The sequence below is a fragment of the Algoriphagus sp. AGSA1 genome (assembly GCF_021390545.1).
GTDB lineage: Bacteria > Bacteroidota > Bacteroidia > Cytophagales > Cyclobacteriaceae > Algoriphagus.
Map to the genome: position 1 here is coordinate 13,094 of NZ_JAJUWR010000049.1, position 18,530 is coordinate 31,623.

The window sequence follows — 18,530 nt, forward strand, 5'->3', positions numbered from 1 at the left end:
ATGATCCTGGGAATGCTGGTTTTATTTTTTTGGAGCATATTTCTGATTGAAAGGGGGCGGTATATAATTAAAGATTCTGATAAAACAGAAAAAAGTATAGCAGAACCTACAGCCCACTTCCTTTTTCCGGCGGAAAAGGGCTTAGGCGAAAGAAGATCTGCCCCATCCCAAAAAATTCACTCCTTGCGTCCATGAGTTCTTTGGGATAAGTCAGATTTGATCACAAAAATTCTAATTAGGCTGTCTGAATTTTTTTAAGCTTTAACCTAGAATAAATTGACTCTGCTAAAAAAAAGCGCTGTTTTAATTTCTTACAAATGATGATATTGGTTCAACGAATACCACGTTTTTTTCTGGTACTCCGTTTCTTTTTGAAAGTAGCATTTCCGTCCGGTTTCACTTTCCTCTTCTGAAGGGCTGAATTATTAGTGTTTTCATCAGATGCGAGAGATACTGTCTCATTTTTTTCACAAATGCCTTTGATGAGCTCATCTGTAAAATCACTGTCCCGACCGAAAGAGTTTAGTGGATTTGCATCAGGGTCTGTTCTTTCCTCCCAATTTGGCTTTTCTGTTTTTTTCCGTTCCATGAGTTGATTGGTTTCGTTGCTAATATCAACCGTGATTTGTTAAACCCTTGAGTTTGGAACTTAGGATAGTCAATCCGGCTTTTTCCAGACTCTCTGAGATAATGGTTTTCAGTTCCTCTTCTGACTCTTTGGAAATCCGGATTGCAGGATTTCCTGATTCTGGTTTTTGTTCCATACCTCTTGTAATAACTTCTGTTAAAAGTAGAACGGTTTTACGGGGAATTTTCAAATCAATCTTTACCGTGTCGTGCATTCCGGGTACGGCAAGGAGTGTATCGTAGATTGTTTCAAGTGATGCATTAGCCATAGCTTCATTGATTTTAGATTTAAAATAATTTCATGGCTAAAGCTACTCTGATCCAATGATTTGAGCCTATTTAGAAATTGATCAGGATAGGTAATTGATCCCTTCACTTTTTATACTTGTATCACCTACCGACTCGGGTTATGAAATGAATGGCCAGAGATTTTTCCAAAGCTTCAAAAACCTTAAAAAGCTAACGGGATTTCCTGTGTCATCCGAAATCGGCAAGATGTACGGTTGTATCACAACCGGATCTTGAAACCCCTTACTCCGGAGTCGTGGGGTTTGAGTTTGAAAAGCTGTTGAACTGTGAAAATGAACTGCGATGAAGGAAGAAAACAAGAGAGACAAATGGCTGCATATCCGATTGACTGACCGGGAATTGCTGAAGTTAAAAGCAAATTGTGAAGAGACAGTGCATGATAATCTGAGTGAATATTCCAGAAGGATATTGCTAAAAAAGCTGGTGATTGGCAGGTATCGGGATACCGGTATGCAGGAACTTTTAAAGGAGTTGACTGCACTGAAACGTGATCTCCATGGCCTTGCCACCAATTACAACCAGTTGGCAAAAAAGATGAATACGGCGACTGAAAATGAAAAAGATTCTAACCGTTTCCAGCTTGAGAAATTGGAGCAAAATATCCAAGTAGCATTGAAGGAAGTGAACAGATTTATTGATCAAACCGCAGAGAAATGGTTGCAATCATAAAGACCAGTACTTCCCTAAGACGGCCATTTCACTACAATGAAAATAAGGTGAATGAGAGCGTGGCTGAATTAATTTTAGCCCAGAATTATCCCATGAAAAATGCGGAACAGGCTACTGATTTACGGTTGAAATACTTGCTCAAATTGGCAAGTCTTAACTCCAGAACGTCAGTAAATGCAGTTCATATCTCATTGAATTTTGCTCCCGGAGAGGATTTTGAAAAAGGGAAATTACAAAAGATAGTCAATGAATATATGCGTGGGATCGGCTTTGAAAACCAGCCTTACCTGGTCTATAAACATACCGATGCAGGGCACCCGCACCTGCATATTGTGACGACGAATATTGAGCTTGTCGGAAGGCGGATTCCTTTACATAATATTGGCAAACTCAGGTCCGAACCGACCCGAAAAGCCATCGAGAAACAGTTTGGGTTGGTACCTGCCGAGTCCCAAAAACAGGGGCTTTTTATCGCCAAACCAGTTGCCATTTCCAGACTGGATTATGGTAAATCAGAAACCAAACGGGCTATAGGAAATGTGCTTCAGCATGTGCTCAAAAACTACAAATTCACTTCCCTGCCTGAGCTGAACGCTGTACTTAACCAATACCGGATAGTGGCCGATAGGGGAAGAGAAGAGTCACGGGTTTTCAAAAACAGGGGATTGGTTTATCGGGTGTTGGATGATCAGGGAAACAAGGTCGGGGTGCCGATCAAAGCAAGTAGCTTTTATTTTAAAGCAACGCTGAATTCCATAGAATCTCGCTTTCAAACGAATGAATTGGAGCGTAAAAAACAACTTAAAACCATCCGTTCTGCCATTGATTTAACGCTGATGAAGATGCCTGGAAGGAGTCTTGATGAGGTGATAAAAAGTCTGGAAAAGCAGGGGATAGTCACCATAAAAAGAGAGAACCAAGAGGGGAGGCTGTATGGGATCACTTTTGTCGATCACCGGACCAAGTGTGTATTCAATGGGAGTGCATTGGGTAAAAACTATAGCGCCAAAGGATTGATGGATAGGATAGGTACTCAATCAGAAAAGTGTGGGGTTAGACCGGGATCACTGACAATGACGCGCAGTCAATTGGAGGATAAGCAAGTGAGTCAGACATCAATAATAATGAAGGAGATTGGACAAACAAAACAAGCATTAAATGCTTCAAGGGGGCTGTTGGAAACAGTGGTGTCACCGGATGAAACCTATAGCTATCTGCCTTTTGAGTGGCGGAAAAAGAGACGGAAGAAGAAGAAAAAAGTAACAAAATAAGGACTTAAATCACGGGAAGATGGGCATGCAGACAGGCGAAAACGAACAGGGGTTACGCAAGATTTTGGATATGACCCGGTTGATGGGGATCGGGGTTTTGGGGCTGCATTTTTATTTTTTCTGCTATGCTACCTTCAATGATTGGGGTCTTAAATCTGAACTGACAGATAGTGTGCTGAAGAATATTTCAAATACAGGTCTATTTCTGGGTTTTCATACTTCGAAGTTGATCGCATTGGCGATGCTGGGGATTTCCCTGCTGGGAATTAAGGGAAGAAAGAGTGAGGAAATGAGCACTAAAACTGCTTTCTTATATGGCGGATTAGGGTTCGGTATTTACTTTGCGAGCTATTTTATACTACAGTTTCAAGCTAGCGTAGAATGGATTTCAATTGTCTATATGACGGTAACTTCACTGGGTTTTTTGCTTATCCTTTCAGGCGGAACAAATCTGTCCAGAATTATCCATGCCAAGCTCAATAACGATGTGTTCAATTCAGAAAATGAGACTTTTCCTCAGGAAGAACGGCTGATTGAGAATGAGTTTTCGGTAAACCTGCCGGCAAAATATAACCTAAAAGGAAGGCTCAGAAACAGCTGGATCAATATCATCAATCCCTTCCGTGGCTTGATGGTATTAGGAACTCCGGGATCGGGAAAAAGCTATTTTGTGATCCGTCACGTGATTACCCAGCACATCAAAAAGGGGTTTTCCATGTTTGTATATGATTTCAAATTCGATGATCTTTCATCCATTGTTTACAATACCTGGTTAAAAAATAAGGCTGTTTATAAAGTTGTTCCCGAGTTCTATGTGATCAATTTTGATGACCTCACCAGGAGTCACCGCTGCAACCCGCTTGCACCGGAAACTATGCTGGATATTACCGATGCAGCAGAATCAGCACGGACTATTTTGATGGGGTTGAACAGGGAATGGATCAAAAAGCAGGGAGACTTTTTTGTGGAATCACCGATCAATTTCCTGACAGCCATCATCTGGTTTTTGCGAAAATATAACGATGGTGAGTTTTGTACGCTACCCCATGTAATTGAATTGATGCAGGCTGATTACGATGAGTTGTTCACGGTTTTAAGGACAGAAAAGGATATCGATGTGTTGATCAATCCCTTTGTGAATGCTTACCTGAATGATGTGATGGAACAGCTGGAAGGCCAGATTGCTTCAGCGAAAATATCCATGGCAAGGCTTTCCTCAGCACAGTTGTACTATGTGCTTTCCGGTAATGATTTTACGCTGGATATCAATAATCCCGATGAACCAAAGCTGGTTTGTATGGGAAACAACCCACAGAAAATACAGATTTATGGAGCCGTACTTTCTCTTTATGTAAACCGTCTGGTGAAGTTGGTGAACCAGAAAGGAAAGCTAAAAAGCAGTCTGATTTTCGATGAATTTCCGACCATCTATTTGAATGGAATGGATAGTTTGATCGCTACTGCGAGGAGTAATAAAGTAGCCACCACATTGGGTATTCAGGACCTCAGCCAGCTACGAAAAGACTATGGGCGGGAGCTTGCAGATGTGATCATAGGCATAGTGGGTAACATTGTTTCGGGACAGGTAAATGGAGATTCAGCCAAACAATTATCGGATCGAATTGGGAAGATTATGCAGAATAGACAGAGCCTTTCGATCAACAGTGCGGATACCTCCATCAGCAAATCAAAACAGCTGGAATCAGCTGTTCCAACTTCCACCATATCCTCTCTTTCATCAGGAGAATTTGTGGGGATGGTAGCCGATAACCCGGACTGTAAAATGGGTCTGAAAGCATTTCATTCGGAGATTATCAATGACCATAATGCCTTGAAAAAGGAGCAGGAAAACTATGTTCCCATACCTGAAATCCGAAAGATAAGTAGCACTATTGTTCAGCGCAATTACCTCCAGATCAAGCAGGATGTGCAGGATATTATCCTTTCTGAAATGGATAGGCTACTGAATGATCCAGGGCAGAAACATTTGGTAGTTAGGAAAGGAAATTAAATTGTAGTTAAACTAAATTGTTTAATAGTATAGGTTTCGGACTTTCCCCGATGTAAATCAATACTGTGAATAGATCTTAAATGATTTAATATATGAGGCCCATCTAATTATATCCAGTATAATGCAAACAGAAGAGGAACATAATAAACCGATTATGTTACTTGAGTCCAAGGACACTTTGTGGCGATTTCTACCATATCTGTGGGATTAATGCTCCCATGTTCTATTGAATGCCGCCTGGTATATTTCCTGCACGTAACGGGCTAAGAAATTTTTCACATGGTAAGATAAGCCTAATACCTTTTGGGGGACATAATTTTTCGTTTCTATATTTTTTTTAGCAAAAACAGTTACTTTTTCATGGGATATGCTATAGTTTCTATGTTATCTTCTATTTAATAAGAAAACTGATTAATGACCAGTAAATAGATCATGGTTTCCCAATAGAATCAGCAAGGGAATGATGGACTCCGAGCAAATTCCATTCTACCTCTTCGCCTTCGAAACATCAATCGGTAATGGGGCACATTGATTATGGGCTGGTTAGACGATACTCTTGTACCAAGAAAATCTTGAAATAGGGAGGTATGTCCAAAACCTTTTTACATGAACAATAAACGAATAATTATTCTAGATAATATAATGCTTATGACAAGTTATGTTTAGTTGGTACTTTATTGAAAAATAATTGGGGAAAACTGCTTCAAAACCTATCGTTCATAGTTCAACCTTATGTTTTGTGTCTACCCCTAGTAAGATTAAAGTAGTAGGCACTTTCCGCTTCGTAACCTCTAAAAAATTAAAATCTAAGCAGATAAAACAGTGGTTCATCTCGCTATAAATATCATCCTACAATCATGAAAGAATTAAATCTCCAAATCAAGAACATGGTTTGTCCACGATGCATAAAAGTGGTAAGGGACGAACTTAGGGTATTGGGTGCCGAAGTTCTGCAAGTCGAAATGGGACAGGCCCGCATTAGGTGCATTCCTTCTGAAATTCAAATTAGCAGCATATCAGAAATTTTGGAAAAGCAGGGTTTTGAACTTCTAGAAGATGAAAATGATATGTTTCTCGAAAAGATCAGAATCAATTTAATATCCTATCTGACCCATATAGAGAACAATAAAGAATATGAATCGCTTTCATTGTACATGAGTACAAAAACGGGTAAAAACTACTGCTCAATAAGCAGACATTTTTCAAAATACACGAACAAAACCATAGAAAAATACTTAATCCATCTGAAGATTGAGCGGGTAAAAGAACTGCTCGAGTATAATGAACTTACTTTAAGCCAGATTGCCTTAAAGCTAAGATATAATAATGTTCATTATTTATCCTTCCAGTTTAAAAAAGTGACGGGACAATCAGTGACAGAATATAAAAAAGGTAATACGAAAAGAAGATCTTGGGATAAATTATAGATGCGACTGATGCAATAGGCTGATCTTTTTGCCTGCCTTTTCCGATCACAAAAAAACTCATTGGATCAATATTATATAATTTAAAATCAATATTTCATACCACTCTTCCTCCTTAGGAGTCGTTTAATAAACCATAGTCTGAAATTGGCTATCATAAAATATTCACAATCATAAAAATTAATTACCATGGCTCACAACAAAGAATTGATTCAAAAATTAGCGGAATGTGCAGCTGCATGCGAAATGTGTGCGGATGCCTGTCTGGACGAACAGGACATACAAATGATGGTACAATGTATCCGGCTTGACAGGGATTGCGCCAAGATCTGTTACACAACTGCTAGTTTTGTTGCCTCCCATTCCCAACATGCCGAACACCTGATAAGGGAGTGTCAAGAGATCTGTAGGGCATGTGCCGAAGAATGTGCCAAGCACGACGCAGACCACTGCCAACAATGTGCCCAAGCCTGTCGCGAATGTGCTGAGGCATGCGGAAGTTTTTCAGGAGTTCAAGGCTAACAGACTTTAAAACGAATACTCCAAAGACAACCGGCCACGGATTAAAACTAGACATCTGGTGTCGGTTGTTTTGTTACAAGACCTAATGGAAAACCAGAAACTGTAAAAACATGAAAAAAGAGATTTTAAATGGCCAAAATTTATCGAAGGTACTACGTTTACCTTCGCTGATAATGATAACAGCATTAATCGTATTTTCCGGTTGTACCGATGAAGATACTACGCCGTCCATCAATGAAGACTTTATGAATGAAATGGAAGCGGTACGGATGAAAATGATGGAAGACATGAATGCTGCTCCCATGACCATGGATCCGGATGTTGATTTTGCTGAAGTGATGCTGCCCCACCACCAGGGCGCTGTTGACATGGCGAGTATAGTTTTAGAATACGGGGAACACGAAAATTTGCTTATGCTTGCACAACAGACCCTTGAAGGAAATGAGGCAAGTATGGCACGTTTAAATGATTTTCTTGAGGCCCATGGCGCTCCCGTTCCTCAAGATGGAACAGGTTTTATGGAAGAAATAGACATGGCCATGAGGAAAATGGATGAGGTGATGAAAGCTATGCACTATACCAGTGATCCCGATTATGATTTTGCAGAGATGATGATCCACCATCACCAGAGCGCCATAGATATGGCCAAAATAGACTTGGACTATGGTGTGGACGAAAACACCCGGATGGAAGCACAAATGATCATAGATGATCAGGAAGCAGAAATCATAGAACTTGCCCAGTTCAGGAATGGACATGGGCAACCGGAATAGGAGCCCATTCGGAAAGAAAGGGGAATAATAGATAAAAAGCGGAATGTCCTCTTGTCCGCAGCGATATATAATGAGTACCTATAAGCAGATATCGCAATTCATGATTTGAGAGGCATGTTTTTTTGATCCCATGATTGACAGAACGTTACTTGAATGAACTTAGCTATGAAACAAAAGCTGTATAAATGTTTAATGTTGCTGATTGCTTTGCCTACCCTTTATGGCTGCTATGGCATACGTCCCTCCCGGGGAGGGGCAGAAGCTAAAACCTCTGAAAGAAAAATCAATCCGATGGACATTTCTTTGCCCACAGGTTATTCGATTGAAGCAGTCGCATCGGATTTGACCTTTCCTACGGGGATAGCGTTCGATGGGAATGGGCTGATGTATGTTGTTGAATCCGGCTATGCCTACGGCGAAACCTGGACACAACCCCACCTGTTGAAAATAGAATCATCAGCAAAAGCTTCGGTAGTGGCAACTGGTTCAGAAAATGGCCCTTGGAATGGAGTTGCTTTTTACGAAGGACAATTTTACGTATCGGAAGGCGGTGAAAGGGACGGAGGCAAGATCTTAAGAATCAGCAAAGAAGGAGAGGTGACCACACTCATAGAAAACCTGCCGAGCATGGGAGACCATCATACGAATGGTCCGATAGTTATGAATGGATATGTATATTTTGGGCAAGGAACAGTTACCAATTCGGGCATAGTGGGGGAGGACAACGCCAAGTTCGGCTGGTTAAAACGTCACCCTGATTTCCACGACATTCCCTGTAGCGACATCGTACTAAATGGCAAAAACTACAAAACGGACAACCCATTGACCGACGACCCGGATGATAAAGCAAATACTGGGGCGTATGTCCCTTTCAATACAACAACCCATGAAGGACAAATCATAAAAGGGTCCCTTCCGTGCTCAGGTTCCTTAATGAAGATTCCTCTGGAGGGAGGCGAACCTGAGCTTGTTGCCTGGGGCTTCCGAAACCCTTATGGCATGGCAGCCCAAAATGATAAATTATTTGTGGTGGAAAACGGTTTTGATGACCGGGGTAGCAGGCCTGTTTGGGGCACAGGGGACATTTTATGGGAAGTAAAGGAAAACCAATGGTATGGATGGCCCGATTACTCAGGCCATGAACCTTTAGACCATCATGGATACAAAGTCCCCGGAAAAGGCACCGCAGAATTGCTGCTAAAAGATCATCCCTCTGAACCTCCCAAACCTGTAGCCGTGTTGGGTGTTCATTCATCTTCCAATGGATTGGACTTTTCTACCAGTGAGGTTTTCGGATTTAACGGAAAGGCTTTCATCGCCCAGCTGGGGGATATGGCACCAAATGTAGGAAAAGTGCTTGGACCAGTCGGGTTTAAGGTTGTGATGGTAGACGTGGAGCTGGGCATTGTCAAGGATTTTGCCCTGAACAAAGGAAATAAAAACGGTCCAGCTTCACAGCTTAAAAAAGGTGGATTGGAACGACCCATTGCGGTTAAGTTCCATCCCGATGGAAAATCTCTTTATGTGGTGGATTTTGGAATAATTGATACATCTGGCAAAGGAACCGTTTCCCGAAAGGGCACGGGGGTTGTCTGGAAAATCACAAAGCAGTAATTATGGTCTCATTCAGACAGATTTTATCTATTCTTTGCTTGGTCTCATCCACTTACCTGATTGGGTGTTCACATCGGTCAAGCCATTCCCTAGCAGGAGCGCAGATATTAAATGATTCGGAAATAGCTGGAGAAAAAGTCTTCATGCAAAATTGCCAAAGGTGCCATCCCCAAGGGGCAGCAGGGCTTGGTCCTTCAATTCTCTGGGCACCCGGCTTTGCTAAACGGTTTCAGGTAAGACATGGGGCAGGCGCTATGCCCGCCTTTGATAAGGAACATTTATCAGAAAAGGAATTGGATCAGTTAATGGAATATCTGAAGGCACTTAAAAACAACTAAGTTATGTCAAGGTACAAGGTATCATTAAAATGGAAAGGTGACTTAGAAGATTTTTCATACAAAGAATACAACCGTACCCATAAATGGATATTCGGAGGAGGAAGTTATGTAAAAGCTTCTGCGGCCACGGAATATTTTGGGAACTCAGAACATGAACCCTGAGGAGGCGTTTGCGGCTTCATTGGCCAGTTGTCATTAACTTACCTTTCTTGCCATAGCCTCCTATAAAAAATGCGAGCCAAGCACCTATGAGGATGAGGCCACAGCTATTGTTGAAAGGAATAAAAAAAACAAGCTGGCTGTGACTAAGTCAACTTACTACCCCGGACAGCATTTGCCTGTGCAAAGGCCCTAACCTAACTGAGCTGAAAAAAAATGCATGAAAAAGCGCATGCCGAGTGCTCTCTTTCTAATTCGGTGATTACTGAAGTAGTGGTTGAACCACAGGATCAGGAAATAGAATCCGCTGAAGAGGCGCGAGAACGTGAAAATCAACAGAATTGATGTAAACAATTCCATAAAATGCCTTAAATATTGGATGTGATTCAGAGAGAAAAGCCTAATGAATTGAAAAGATAAAACAGCTATATAATGAAAAAGAAGGCAAAAGCATTTTAGAGCTGTTGTAGTTGGGTTTATAACATAAAATTTAGCAACATGAAACATACTACCCATAGATCAACACGCCTGAATATCGGGCACCGATATTCAGAGAAGGAAACAGTAATCGTCACTGGAAGTAGTGGTCTAATAGGCGCTCAGATCATTAAAAGATTGTCAGAAAATTTCAACGTAGTTGGGCTGGACAGGGAGGGGAATCCTCATCCTCCCATAGAAGCCGAATGCGTATGCTTTGATATTACTTCAGAAGAAAGCATAAAAAAGGCAATGGAGCGGGTAAATTATGCTTATGGAAAAAAAATAGCATCCGTGGTCCACCTTGCTGCCTACTATGACTTTTCCGGCAAACCTAGTTCATTATATGAAGAGGTAACTGTCAAGGGAACAGAGAAATTCGTCAAAGTGCTACAGGATTTTGAAGTAGAGCAGTTTATTTTTTCCAGTACAAACCTGATCTATAGACCCACCGAACCACGCAGGAAGATCCATGAAGATTGTCCTGTTGCGCCTAATTGGGATTATCCCGAATCGAAAGTGGATACTGAGCAAATCATCCGTGAGAACAGAGTAGACATGAAAGCTGTTCTTTTAAGACTGGCCGGCGTGTATGATGAAGAAGGGCATTCTATTCCCGTATCCCATCAAATACAACGCATTTATGAAAAGCAATTTACCAGTCATTTCTACTCAGGGGATACTTCTCATGGCAATGTATTCCTTCACATGGAAGACCTGCTAGACGCACTGGAAAAAACAGTAGAAAAAAGAAAGGCACTTCCGGAAGAAATTGCAATAAATATTGGAGAATCAGAGACCCCAAGCTATCAGGAATTGCAAGACACGGTCGGTAAATTGATTCACGGTGAGGAGTGGGAGACCTATGAGATACCCAAACCAATAGCTAAAGCCGGTGCCTGGGCAATGGATCTATTTGGTGATCCCTTTATTAAACCTTGGATGATAGATCGTGCCGATGATCATTATGAACTGGATATTTCCCGTGCCAAAGAGTTGCTCAACTGGGAGCCTGAACATTCTTTAATAGCTACTCTGCCGGATATGATAGAAAAACTTAAATCCGATCCTCTGAATTGGTACAAGGAAAATCATCTGGAGCCACCTTCTGAATTAAAAAAGGATTGAATTAGCGAAATTATTTATAATATTTTTTTATCCACTTTAACAGACAACCCTATGAAAAACGATGATCAAAATAAGTACCAAAACCAGGGAGGAATGGGAAAGAGAGGCGTTACCCGGCCAATGGCAGAAATGACCATGAAAAAGGACCAGCATGATGATGATAAAAAGGAGAAGGGTGGTGGGATGAAGATGGATAGCGGCCAACGCAGTGAAATGCTAAACATGCACCACAGCAACACACTCTGGATTTATTGGTCACTAGTTATGTTAGGCTTCTGGATGGTGGCCTCCCCACTGACCTTTGATTATGCAAAGAATGTGGTTGAGCCAAGTGGAGGCAGGGATGTTTGGTTATCAATGAGTGGACGAATTGCCGCTATGAAATGGAGTGATATCATTAGTGGAATACTACTGATATTTTTTGGCTGGCGTGCATTGACCCCAAACCGCCCATATAGCATATGGATATGTTGCTTCATCGGGATTTGGATCAGTATGGCTCCATTGATTTTTTGGTCGCCCACCGCAGTAGGATATCTTAATGGAACAATGGTGGGTGTATTAGTTATTGCCCTTTCCGTACTTATACCGGGAATGCCCAATATGATCATGTACATGAAAATGGGAGGGGATGTTCCCGATGGCTGGAGCTACAATCCATCAAGCTGGCCACAGCGGGCGATCATGATCGCATTGGCTTTTGTGGGCTGGATTGCCTCCCGCTACCTGGGAGCATTTCAATTAGGATACATTGATTATGCCTGGGATCCGTTTTTTGGAAATAGCACAATGAAAGTGCTGAATTCCGATATGTCCCACTCCTGGCCCATATCTGATGCCGCTTTGGGAACATTGGCCTACACTTTGGAATTTTTAATGGGCTGGATGGGCGGAACATCACGTTGGCGTACCATGCCCTGGATGGTAACTTTTTTTGGAATCCTGGTTATACCCTTAGGGTTTGTCAGCATCTTCTTGGTGGTCTCACAACCTCTTACAGTTGGAGCTTGGTGTACTATTTGCCTTCTTACAGCCATAATCATGCTACCCATGATACCGCTACAAATTGATGAGGTGATTGCTATGGGGCAGCACATAGTGCAGCGAAAAAGAAAGGGCGATTCACTCTGGAAAGTTTTTTGGAAAGGAGGCAAGCCGATAACTACCGAAAACGACAACCGATCACCTGAACTATTCAGCTTTCCTCAAAAACCGGGAAAAGTTTTCAAAGCTTCCATTTGGGGGATGAGTTCTCCCTGGACATTCACTCTATCTACTATCCTCGGGTTATGGTTGATGTTTTCACCATCCATTTTTGGAGTAGGTATAGAAACAAAGGCAGCTGATTTGAATCATTTGGGAGGTGCGCTTATAGTTGTAGTAGCCGTGGTTTGCATGGCAGAGGTACTGCGTGTAGGCCGCTATTTGAATATCTTAATTGGCTTATTGGTCGCTGTACTGCCGTGGTTTATTCAAGGTGGCAGCTTTGCCCTTACCTTAAGCAGCACCCTAACGGGCGTTTTAGTAGCAACACTCTCTATTCCTCTCGGCGTAATAAAAGAAAGATATGGACTATGGGATAAATATGTAAAATAAGTATCTATTGTATGACGGAAGGACAAATGCGTGAAAAAGTAAATCAATTGTTGGACGAAAATATGGTGAAAGGTTACTCAAAAAGTATAGGGCATCATTTCCACTATACTAAACCTTCTCCTACTTCATATCCCTTTCAGTTTTTTTGGGATACTTGCTTTCATGCATTTATTCTTGCAGCCTTAAATCGTGCTGAAATGGCAAAAAAACATTTAGAAAGTCTATTTGCTTTACAAAAAGCGAATGGCTTCGTGGGACACATGATTTACTGGAACAATATATTCCCCAAACGTCTAAGCGACTTATTTCAATCTAGCCCGAATTTAAAATTTAAGCTGTTGAAAACTCATATGAGCGCATTATTACAGCCCCCAATAGTGGCTCAAGCGGTGAAGAGAGTATGCGATAATTCTGCGGATCAAGTTTTTCTTAAAAAAATGCTTCCCAAATTAAAAAAATATTATAACTGGATAGCTAGCAACCGGGATTTCGAAGGTAATGGACTTATCTCTATTATTTCACCATTTGAGTCAGGCATAGATTGGAAACCGAGTTTCGATGAAGTCGTTAATTTTTCTTCTAAGAGAGCTAATTGGCGATTGTTTGTAAAAGTTGTTTGGATTGATTTCAGGAATTTCCTCAATAATTACAATTGTAGAAAAATTTATGAACAGGGGTATTTTATAGTCAAGGAAGTAGGGTTTAACACTATTTACGCTCAAAATCTTTTAACAATGCATCAGCTATGTGAAAAAATAGCAGACCCGGATGCCCAAATCTATAAGTCGAGATATGATCAGACTGTAAAAAGCATACTTGAAGTAATGTACGATAAAGAAACAGCAGCTTTCTATGATGTACATGACAAAGACAATAAAAAAATAAAAGTACTTACACCAACGGCTTTTTTTCCTACAGTAATAAAAGATATACCTACCGATATATCCAAAAAAGTACTTCAAAATCATTTTTTTAATAAAGATGAGTTTGATGTTCCATACCCAATACCTTCAGTTTCAATAAATCATCCAGCATTCAATCCAAATCAGTCATTATTTATTTGGAGAGGTCCTACCTGGATTTTATACAATTGGTTTATGCATAAGCATCTAATGGAAAACGATTGGGAGAAAGAAGCCCATAAGCTAATAGAAAGTATTGAAAAGCTTATAGAGATCAGTGGTTTTAGAGAATATTATAATCCATTTACAGGTGAGGGGCATGGGGCAAGAGATTTTACGTGGTCAGGCTTGGTGATTGATATGATTCAGATGGAAAAAAATAAGAAACTATGAAAAATCAAATCACCTCAAAAATAGCAGTCCTAACCGGGGCTTCGGCAGGGCTGGGTCGGGCATGTGCAAGAGAGTTTGCAAGCCAAGGTTACAATGTTGCTGTAATAGCAAGAAACCTTGTAGCGCTTGAATCGGTAAGGCGAGAAATTGAAAGTTATGGCAGCAAAGGCATGTATGTTCAGGCAGATGTGGCAGATGCAAAAGCTTTGGCTCAAGCCATAGATAAAATTGAATTGGAATTGGGAGAGATTGATATTTTGGTAAATAATGCTATGGTAAGCGTATTTAGCCCCGTAAGTAAAATGGAGCCGGATGAATATCTCAGAGTGACCGAGGTAACCTATCTAGGGCAAGTTTATGGCACCTTGGCTGTCCTTAAAAAAATGAAAGCGAGAAATGAAGGATCGATTGTTTTTGTGGGTTCAGCATTGGCTTACCGAGGAATTCCTTTACAATCAGCATATTGTGCTTCTAAACATGCAGTAAAAGGTTTTTATGAATCCCTACGTGCTGAACTTATCCATGAGAAAAGTAAAATAAAGATTAGTACTGTAGAATTACCAGCCATGAATACTACTCAGTTTGGGTTTGTTAAGTCAAGATTGCCAAATAAGCCAAAGCCCATGGGTACTATCTATCAGCCCGAAGTAGCTGCCAAAGCCATAGTACACGCAGCAAAACATAAAAGAAGAGAGTATTTTGTAGGTTTTTCTACTATAAAAACTATATGGGGAAACAGGCTGGCTCCTTGGTTGGTGGACTGGACACTTTCCAGAAATGGTATTTCCGGTCAGCAAACGGATCAGCCTGAAAATAATGGAAGAAATCATAATCTATGGGATCCTGTGCCTGGAGATCATGGCGTGCATGGAGGTTTTGGAAAGAAGTCCAAGAATTTCAGTTTGACATTTTGGATTGATAAAAGACGACATGAAGTGTTGGTAATTGTATTAATAATTGTTGCGATTGTAATAGGATATATTTTAATAAGGGGTTGATTAAGGTCTGATAAAGAAAATTTAAGAACCGGCGAATCACTATCTGACGCATTAAAAGATTGGAAATAAAGCAACTTTATGATAAAGCTCTCAACAGTTACGAAGGTGTACAATTTTAATGTTTAATAAACAATATAATCATGACAGCAGATACTATTAATAAAGCAAACAGCACTCAAGGTGAGAATCGCATCTATAGAAGTATAAATAAATTTGCAGATAAAACAGAGATGTCAAAGAGGTTTGCGAGGGCTAAGAAAAAACTTTTTGACATAAATAAATGGTCAAAATTGCCTGGAATTACCTCCTCGTTTCAGTTATATGATGTATCCGGAGAGAAAAAGCTTGCAGATAAACCGGAAATAAATGACTACATAAAAATAAATCTTCCAGGACCTTTTCCGGAGAATTGGGTAATAATTTCAAACATTCAACAAGATGAATTCAGTGCCGAATTTACTGTGCATCCTAGCAATAAGCCGGAGGCGAAAGGAAAAAATGATAAGAAGACAGAACACTTTTTTGTACAGGAAAGCAGTAGTACGTTTAAAGTGGAATGCAAAGGAGAAATACTTTATGGCTACGAAATCGGAAAAAACGAAATGATAAATAATGAAGGAAAAGAAGCTGCTGGTCGTAAAGTAATAAACACATTAATAGCAGAAGGTGGGTGGGCAGGTTTTCAAAAATTTCAATGGGAAAAACTGACAGATTATTTTGTGCATAAAACTGAAATCGAAAAATAGACCTGCGGAAATTTCATTGATAAAAACGATGAGAAAAATATATAAAAAAGATCATTATGGAAATAAAACAATTTTATGATAAAGCACTTTCTCAACTGTCTTACGCCATCGAAAGTAAAGGGCAAATAGTCTTGGTAGATCCGGCAAGGGATATTCAACCTTATCTTGATTTTGCACACCAACTCGGTGGGGAAATTGTGGCAGTACTTGAAACACATCCGCATGCGGATTTTGCTAGTAGTCACCTGGAAATATCGAAAAGATTTAATGCCCCTGTCTACATTAATTCAAAAGCGGGAGTCTATTACGATGCCAACGAACTTGGACATAATGAAGAAGTCCAAATTGGAGATTTAACCTTTCGCGCTTTATTTACCCCCGGTCATTCTCCTGACCATAACGCATATTTATTACTTGAACATGGTGTTGAAAAAGCGGTTTTTTCGGGTGATGCCTTATTTGTAGGTGATGTTGGACGACCCGACCTCAGAGAGGGTACCGGCAACATGCAGGTTAGCAAAAATGAACTGGCCGGCATGATGTACGATACGATCAATAAAGTCTTCAGCATATTAGATGATGATACAATCGTCTATCCTGCCCACGGGCCGGGCTCGCTGTGCGGAAAAAACATGGGCAAAGAATTAGAGACCACAATAGGAAAGGAAAGAAGTAATAACTGGGCCTTTCAAATCAAAGACAAGGATCAGTTTATCACGGATTTTCTGGATGGTCAGGCTTTCACTCCCAAATACTTTCCCTACGAGGTTGAGGTAAACCGAAAAGGTATAGACTCACCAGAGGAAGATATTCATAAAATATTTGAAGCTAAAACAATTGATGAGAAGGCATTAATCATAGATGTCAGAGACCAGGAAAAGTTTAAAAAAGGGCATATAAAGCAATCTATTAATATTCAACTAGGGGATGACACATCAAAATTTGAGACATGGTTGGGTTCAATAGTAGGCCCTGATGAGAGTTTCAATCTCGTTGCTGAAGATCAGGCAATGTTAGAAAAGGCGGTTAGACGTACAGCTAAAATAGCTTATGAAGGTCATATTACCGGTATGACCTATCAGTTAGAGCAATACGACCTGTATGCTGATCAGCAGATAGACCTACAGGATTTCAAACAAAACCCCGATGTTTATACCATAGTCGACATCAGAAATGAACCTGAAGTAGCTAATGGCAAGATTTTCGAGAAAGCCATCCATGTACCCTTACCCGAACTAAGAGAACGTATTACTGAAATTCCTGATCACAGGCCAGTAGTCGTGCATTGTGCGGGTGGGTATCGGTCGGCAGCAGGTTCGAGTATCCTGGCGACTGAGTTTGCTGATGTCGCAGTTTATGATCTGAGTAAAGCAATAAGTGATTTTAAATAGTCGTAAAAAAATTTTAGAAGTAAAAAATATATAGATGAAATACTATCACGAATTATATAACCATTAAACAATAAAAACTATGATGGACAATATGAACATGGACGATTGTGGGCTTATGTGTGTAGGCATGTGGCTTGGTGGAATTTTACTCATTGTTGTATTAGTTCTGCTTGTAGTCTGGCTGTTTAAAAAGATCAAAAAATAAAAAGAGTATGGAGAATCTTCGTCCCGATATATTCGTGATTCCGGTAATTGCTTTAGGGTTGGTTATAGGGTTGTTTTTCTATTTCCTAAAACGGGTTACAGAAAGACGTATCTATAAACAATATATTCTGAAAATAGCCATATTGGCTTTTGTCCTCAATTTTATTTGGGAAGTGGCTCAGGGTCCCCTTTATAAAGGATATGAATATGATTGGCAGCATATTTCTTTTTGTGCCCTGGCATCTGTGGCGGATATGCTAATGGTACTCATTCTCCTTTTTCTTTTTGGACTGATCTATAACAATGTGTTCCATGAATAATCAAAAGTTCATTTTCTAGCATTTTTTCTTTGTTTTGGCTTTTTTGAGTTGATTGCCTGTTTTTTGGACTGATTGGAAGAAGTCAAGAATGGACAAAGCGCTGCCTTGCGGGTGGGTTGTCCACTCGCCTTGTTCTTTACTTCTGCAGTATCAGTCCATACCTTGCGATCATCAAATACAAGCCATGCTTCCATTAGGAGTCTCTTATATATATGAGCCCCAGTTTCCGGTTAGTTTAGTAAGTGCTCCAGCCCCATACTAAAATAGAGTTCCTAATTGTTGGACTCACACAGTGTTGAGAGGTCTGGAGCTTATTGATGGGCTTGATCCAATGGTCTCTGCCACGGACTAATTTGAATATCCTACCTGGTAAGGTTCACCCGTTTTTAGGACATGATATATTCTTGACAAGAGCTTTCTTGCTATGATAACTATGGCTCGTTTGCCGGTATGTCTTTGCAATAGTTCCTCGTATCGATTCAGCATCACCGGATCTCGTTGGACAGTGGTCCAGGCACATTCGATCAGTGAGCTTCCATGAATAATCAAAAGTTCATTTTCTAGCATTTTTTCTTTGTTTTGGCTTTTTTGAGTTGATTGCCTGTTTTTTGGACTGATTGGAAGAAGTCAAGAATGGACAAAGCGCTGCCTTGCGGGT

The 18,530-nt window shown here is 40.4% G+C and carries 19 protein-coding genes; 16 read left to right on the forward strand and 3 right to left on the reverse strand.

The window, feature by feature from the left end:
- Positions 1-331: 331 nt before the first annotated feature.
- Both LZF95_RS24425 and LZF95_RS24430 read right to left on the reverse strand, forming a co-directional pair.
- Complete coding sequence (locus tag LZF95_RS24425) at positions 332-589, reverse strand: hypothetical protein (protein ID WP_233758002.1); 258 nt, start codon at positions 587-589, stop codon at positions 332-334.
- A 25-nt stretch (positions 590-614) separates the two neighbouring features.
- Positions 615-896 carry a hypothetical protein gene (locus tag LZF95_RS24430; RefSeq protein WP_233758003.1) on the reverse strand — a complete coding sequence of 94 codons (282 nt, stop codon included), beginning with the start codon at positions 894-896 and terminating at the stop codon, positions 615-617.
- A 322-nt stretch (positions 897-1,218) separates the two neighbouring features.
- Here LZF95_RS24430 and LZF95_RS24435 point away from each other — a divergent pair, with 322 nt between their 5' ends.
- The 16 genes from LZF95_RS24435 (at position 1,219) to LZF95_RS24505 (ending at position 17,872) form a co-directional block, all read left to right on the forward strand.
- A complete protein-coding gene (locus LZF95_RS24435) occupies positions 1,219-1,605 on the forward strand; it encodes a hypothetical protein (RefSeq protein ID WP_233758004.1) in 387 nt (128 codons plus the stop codon).
- Positions 1,590-2,876, forward strand: a complete 1,287-nt coding sequence (locus tag LZF95_RS24440; RefSeq protein WP_233758005.1) for a relaxase/mobilization nuclease domain-containing protein — start codon at positions 1,590-1,592, stop codon at positions 2,874-2,876. The genes LZF95_RS24435 and LZF95_RS24440 overlap by 16 nt, the downstream gene beginning before the upstream one ends.
- A 25-nt stretch (positions 2,877-2,901) precedes the next feature.
- A complete protein-coding gene (mobC, locus tag LZF95_RS24445) occupies positions 2,902-4,887 on the forward strand; it encodes a conjugal transfer protein MobC (RefSeq protein WP_233758006.1) in 1,986 nt (661 codons plus the stop codon).
- Positions 4,888-5,744: 857 nt separating this feature from the next.
- Positions 5,745-6,314 carry an AraC family transcriptional regulator gene (locus LZF95_RS24450; RefSeq protein WP_233758008.1) on the forward strand — a complete coding sequence of 190 codons (570 nt, stop codon included), beginning with the start codon at positions 5,745-5,747 and terminating at the stop codon, positions 6,312-6,314.
- Between the two features lie 186 nt (positions 6,315-6,500).
- Positions 6,501-6,833: a four-helix bundle copper-binding protein gene (locus tag LZF95_RS24455; protein WP_233758009.1), complete on the forward strand. Its 333-nt coding sequence runs from the start codon at positions 6,501-6,503 to the stop codon at positions 6,831-6,833.
- 173 nt (positions 6,834-7,006) lie between these two features.
- Positions 7,007-7,606, forward strand: a complete 600-nt coding sequence (locus LZF95_RS24460) for a DUF305 domain-containing protein (RefSeq protein ID WP_233758011.1) — start codon at positions 7,007-7,009, stop codon at positions 7,604-7,606.
- Between the two features lie 165 nt (positions 7,607-7,771).
- The gene (locus tag LZF95_RS24465; protein WP_233758012.1) at positions 7,772-9,220 is read left to right on the forward strand and encodes a sorbosone dehydrogenase family protein; all 1,449 of its coding nucleotides are present in this window, start codon (positions 7,772-7,774) and stop codon (positions 9,218-9,220) included.
- Positions 9,221-9,222: 2 nt separating this feature from the next.
- Positions 9,223-9,558 (forward strand): cytochrome c, encoded by a 336-nt coding sequence (locus LZF95_RS27825; protein WP_339868989.1) that lies wholly within the window; start codon positions 9,223-9,225, stop codon positions 9,556-9,558.
- Between the two features lie 3 nt (positions 9,559-9,561).
- On the forward strand, positions 9,562-9,720 hold the full coding sequence (locus LZF95_RS24470) for a hypothetical protein (protein WP_233758013.1): 159 nt from the start codon (positions 9,562-9,564) through the stop codon (positions 9,718-9,720).
- Between the two features lie 495 nt (positions 9,721-10,215).
- A complete protein-coding gene (locus LZF95_RS24475) occupies positions 10,216-11,322 on the forward strand; it encodes an NAD(P)-dependent oxidoreductase (protein WP_233758014.1) in 1,107 nt (368 codons plus the stop codon).
- A gap of 51 nt (positions 11,323-11,373) precedes the next feature.
- Complete coding sequence (locus tag LZF95_RS24480) at positions 11,374-12,918, forward strand: vitamin K epoxide reductase family protein (RefSeq protein ID WP_233758015.1); 1,545 nt, start codon at positions 11,374-11,376, stop codon at positions 12,916-12,918.
- Between the two features lie 11 nt (positions 12,919-12,929).
- A complete protein-coding gene (locus tag LZF95_RS24485) occupies positions 12,930-14,213 on the forward strand; it encodes a trehalase-like protein (RefSeq protein ID WP_233758016.1) in 1,284 nt (427 codons plus the stop codon).
- Positions 14,210-15,211: an SDR family oxidoreductase gene (locus tag LZF95_RS24490; protein ID WP_233758017.1), complete on the forward strand. Its 1,002-nt coding sequence runs from the start codon at positions 14,210-14,212 to the stop codon at positions 15,209-15,211. Before LZF95_RS24485 ends, LZF95_RS24490 begins: the two co-directional genes overlap by 4 nt.
- Before the next feature lie 140 nt (positions 15,212-15,351).
- A complete protein-coding gene (locus LZF95_RS24495; RefSeq protein ID WP_233758019.1) occupies positions 15,352-15,957 on the forward strand; it encodes a hypothetical protein in 606 nt (201 codons plus the stop codon).
- A 56-nt stretch (positions 15,958-16,013) separates the two neighbouring features.
- Complete coding sequence (locus LZF95_RS24500; protein ID WP_233758021.1) at positions 16,014-17,348, forward strand: rhodanese-like domain-containing protein; 1,335 nt, start codon at positions 16,014-16,016, stop codon at positions 17,346-17,348.
- A gap of 212 nt (positions 17,349-17,560) precedes the next feature.
- The gene (locus LZF95_RS24505) at positions 17,561-17,872 is read left to right on the forward strand and encodes a hypothetical protein (RefSeq protein WP_233758023.1); all 312 of its coding nucleotides are present in this window, start codon (positions 17,561-17,563) and stop codon (positions 17,870-17,872) included.
- Positions 17,873-18,220: 348 nt separating this feature from the next.
- Here the strand turns inward: LZF95_RS24505 and LZF95_RS24510 are convergent, their stop codons facing one another.
- A complete protein-coding gene (locus LZF95_RS24510) occupies positions 18,221-18,439 on the reverse strand; it encodes a hypothetical protein (protein ID WP_233758024.1) in 219 nt (72 codons plus the stop codon).
- Between the last annotated feature and the right edge of the window lie 91 nt (positions 18,440-18,530).

Bases quoted from the DNA above. Each gene is read 5' to 3' on its own strand.
- LZF95_RS24425 (WP_233758002.1), bottom strand. From the start codon at position 589: ATGGAACGGAAAAAAACAGAAAAGCCAAATTGGGAGGAAAGAACAGAC.
- LZF95_RS24430 (WP_233758003.1), bottom strand. From the start codon at position 896: ATGGCTAATGCATCACTTGAAACAATCTACGATACACTCCTTGCCGTA.
- LZF95_RS24435 (WP_233758004.1), top strand. From the start codon at position 1,219: ATGAAGGAAGAAAACAAGAGAGACAAATGGCTGCATATCCGATTGACT.
- LZF95_RS24440 (WP_233758005.1), top strand. From the start codon at position 1,590: ATGGTTGCAATCATAAAGACCAGTACTTCCCTAAGACGGCCATTTCAC.
- mobC (WP_233758006.1), top strand. From the start codon at position 2,902: ATGCAGACAGGCGAAAACGAACAGGGGTTACGCAAGATTTTGGATATG.
- LZF95_RS24450 (WP_233758008.1), top strand. From the start codon at position 5,745: ATGAAAGAATTAAATCTCCAAATCAAGAACATGGTTTGTCCACGATGC.
- LZF95_RS24455 (WP_233758009.1), top strand. From the start codon at position 6,501: ATGGCTCACAACAAAGAATTGATTCAAAAATTAGCGGAATGTGCAGCT.
- LZF95_RS24460 (WP_233758011.1), top strand. From the start codon at position 7,007: ATGATAACAGCATTAATCGTATTTTCCGGTTGTACCGATGAAGATACT.
- LZF95_RS24465 (WP_233758012.1), top strand. From the start codon at position 7,772: ATGAAACAAAAGCTGTATAAATGTTTAATGTTGCTGATTGCTTTGCCT.
- LZF95_RS27825 (WP_339868989.1), top strand. From the start codon at position 9,223: ATGGTCTCATTCAGACAGATTTTATCTATTCTTTGCTTGGTCTCATCC.
- LZF95_RS24470 (WP_233758013.1), top strand. From the start codon at position 9,562: ATGTCAAGGTACAAGGTATCATTAAAATGGAAAGGTGACTTAGAAGAT.
- LZF95_RS24475 (WP_233758014.1), top strand. From the start codon at position 10,216: ATGAAACATACTACCCATAGATCAACACGCCTGAATATCGGGCACCGA.
- LZF95_RS24480 (WP_233758015.1), top strand. From the start codon at position 11,374: ATGAAAAACGATGATCAAAATAAGTACCAAAACCAGGGAGGAATGGGA.
- LZF95_RS24485 (WP_233758016.1), top strand. From the start codon at position 12,930: ATGACGGAAGGACAAATGCGTGAAAAAGTAAATCAATTGTTGGACGAA.
- LZF95_RS24490 (WP_233758017.1), top strand. From the start codon at position 14,210: ATGAAAAATCAAATCACCTCAAAAATAGCAGTCCTAACCGGGGCTTCG.
- LZF95_RS24495 (WP_233758019.1), top strand. From the start codon at position 15,352: ATGACAGCAGATACTATTAATAAAGCAAACAGCACTCAAGGTGAGAAT.
- LZF95_RS24500 (WP_233758021.1), top strand. From the start codon at position 16,014: ATGGAAATAAAACAATTTTATGATAAAGCACTTTCTCAACTGTCTTAC.
- LZF95_RS24505 (WP_233758023.1), top strand. From the start codon at position 17,561: ATGGAGAATCTTCGTCCCGATATATTCGTGATTCCGGTAATTGCTTTA.
- LZF95_RS24510 (WP_233758024.1), bottom strand. From the start codon at position 18,439: ATGCTAGAAAATGAACTTTTGATTATTCATGGAAGCTCACTGATCGAA.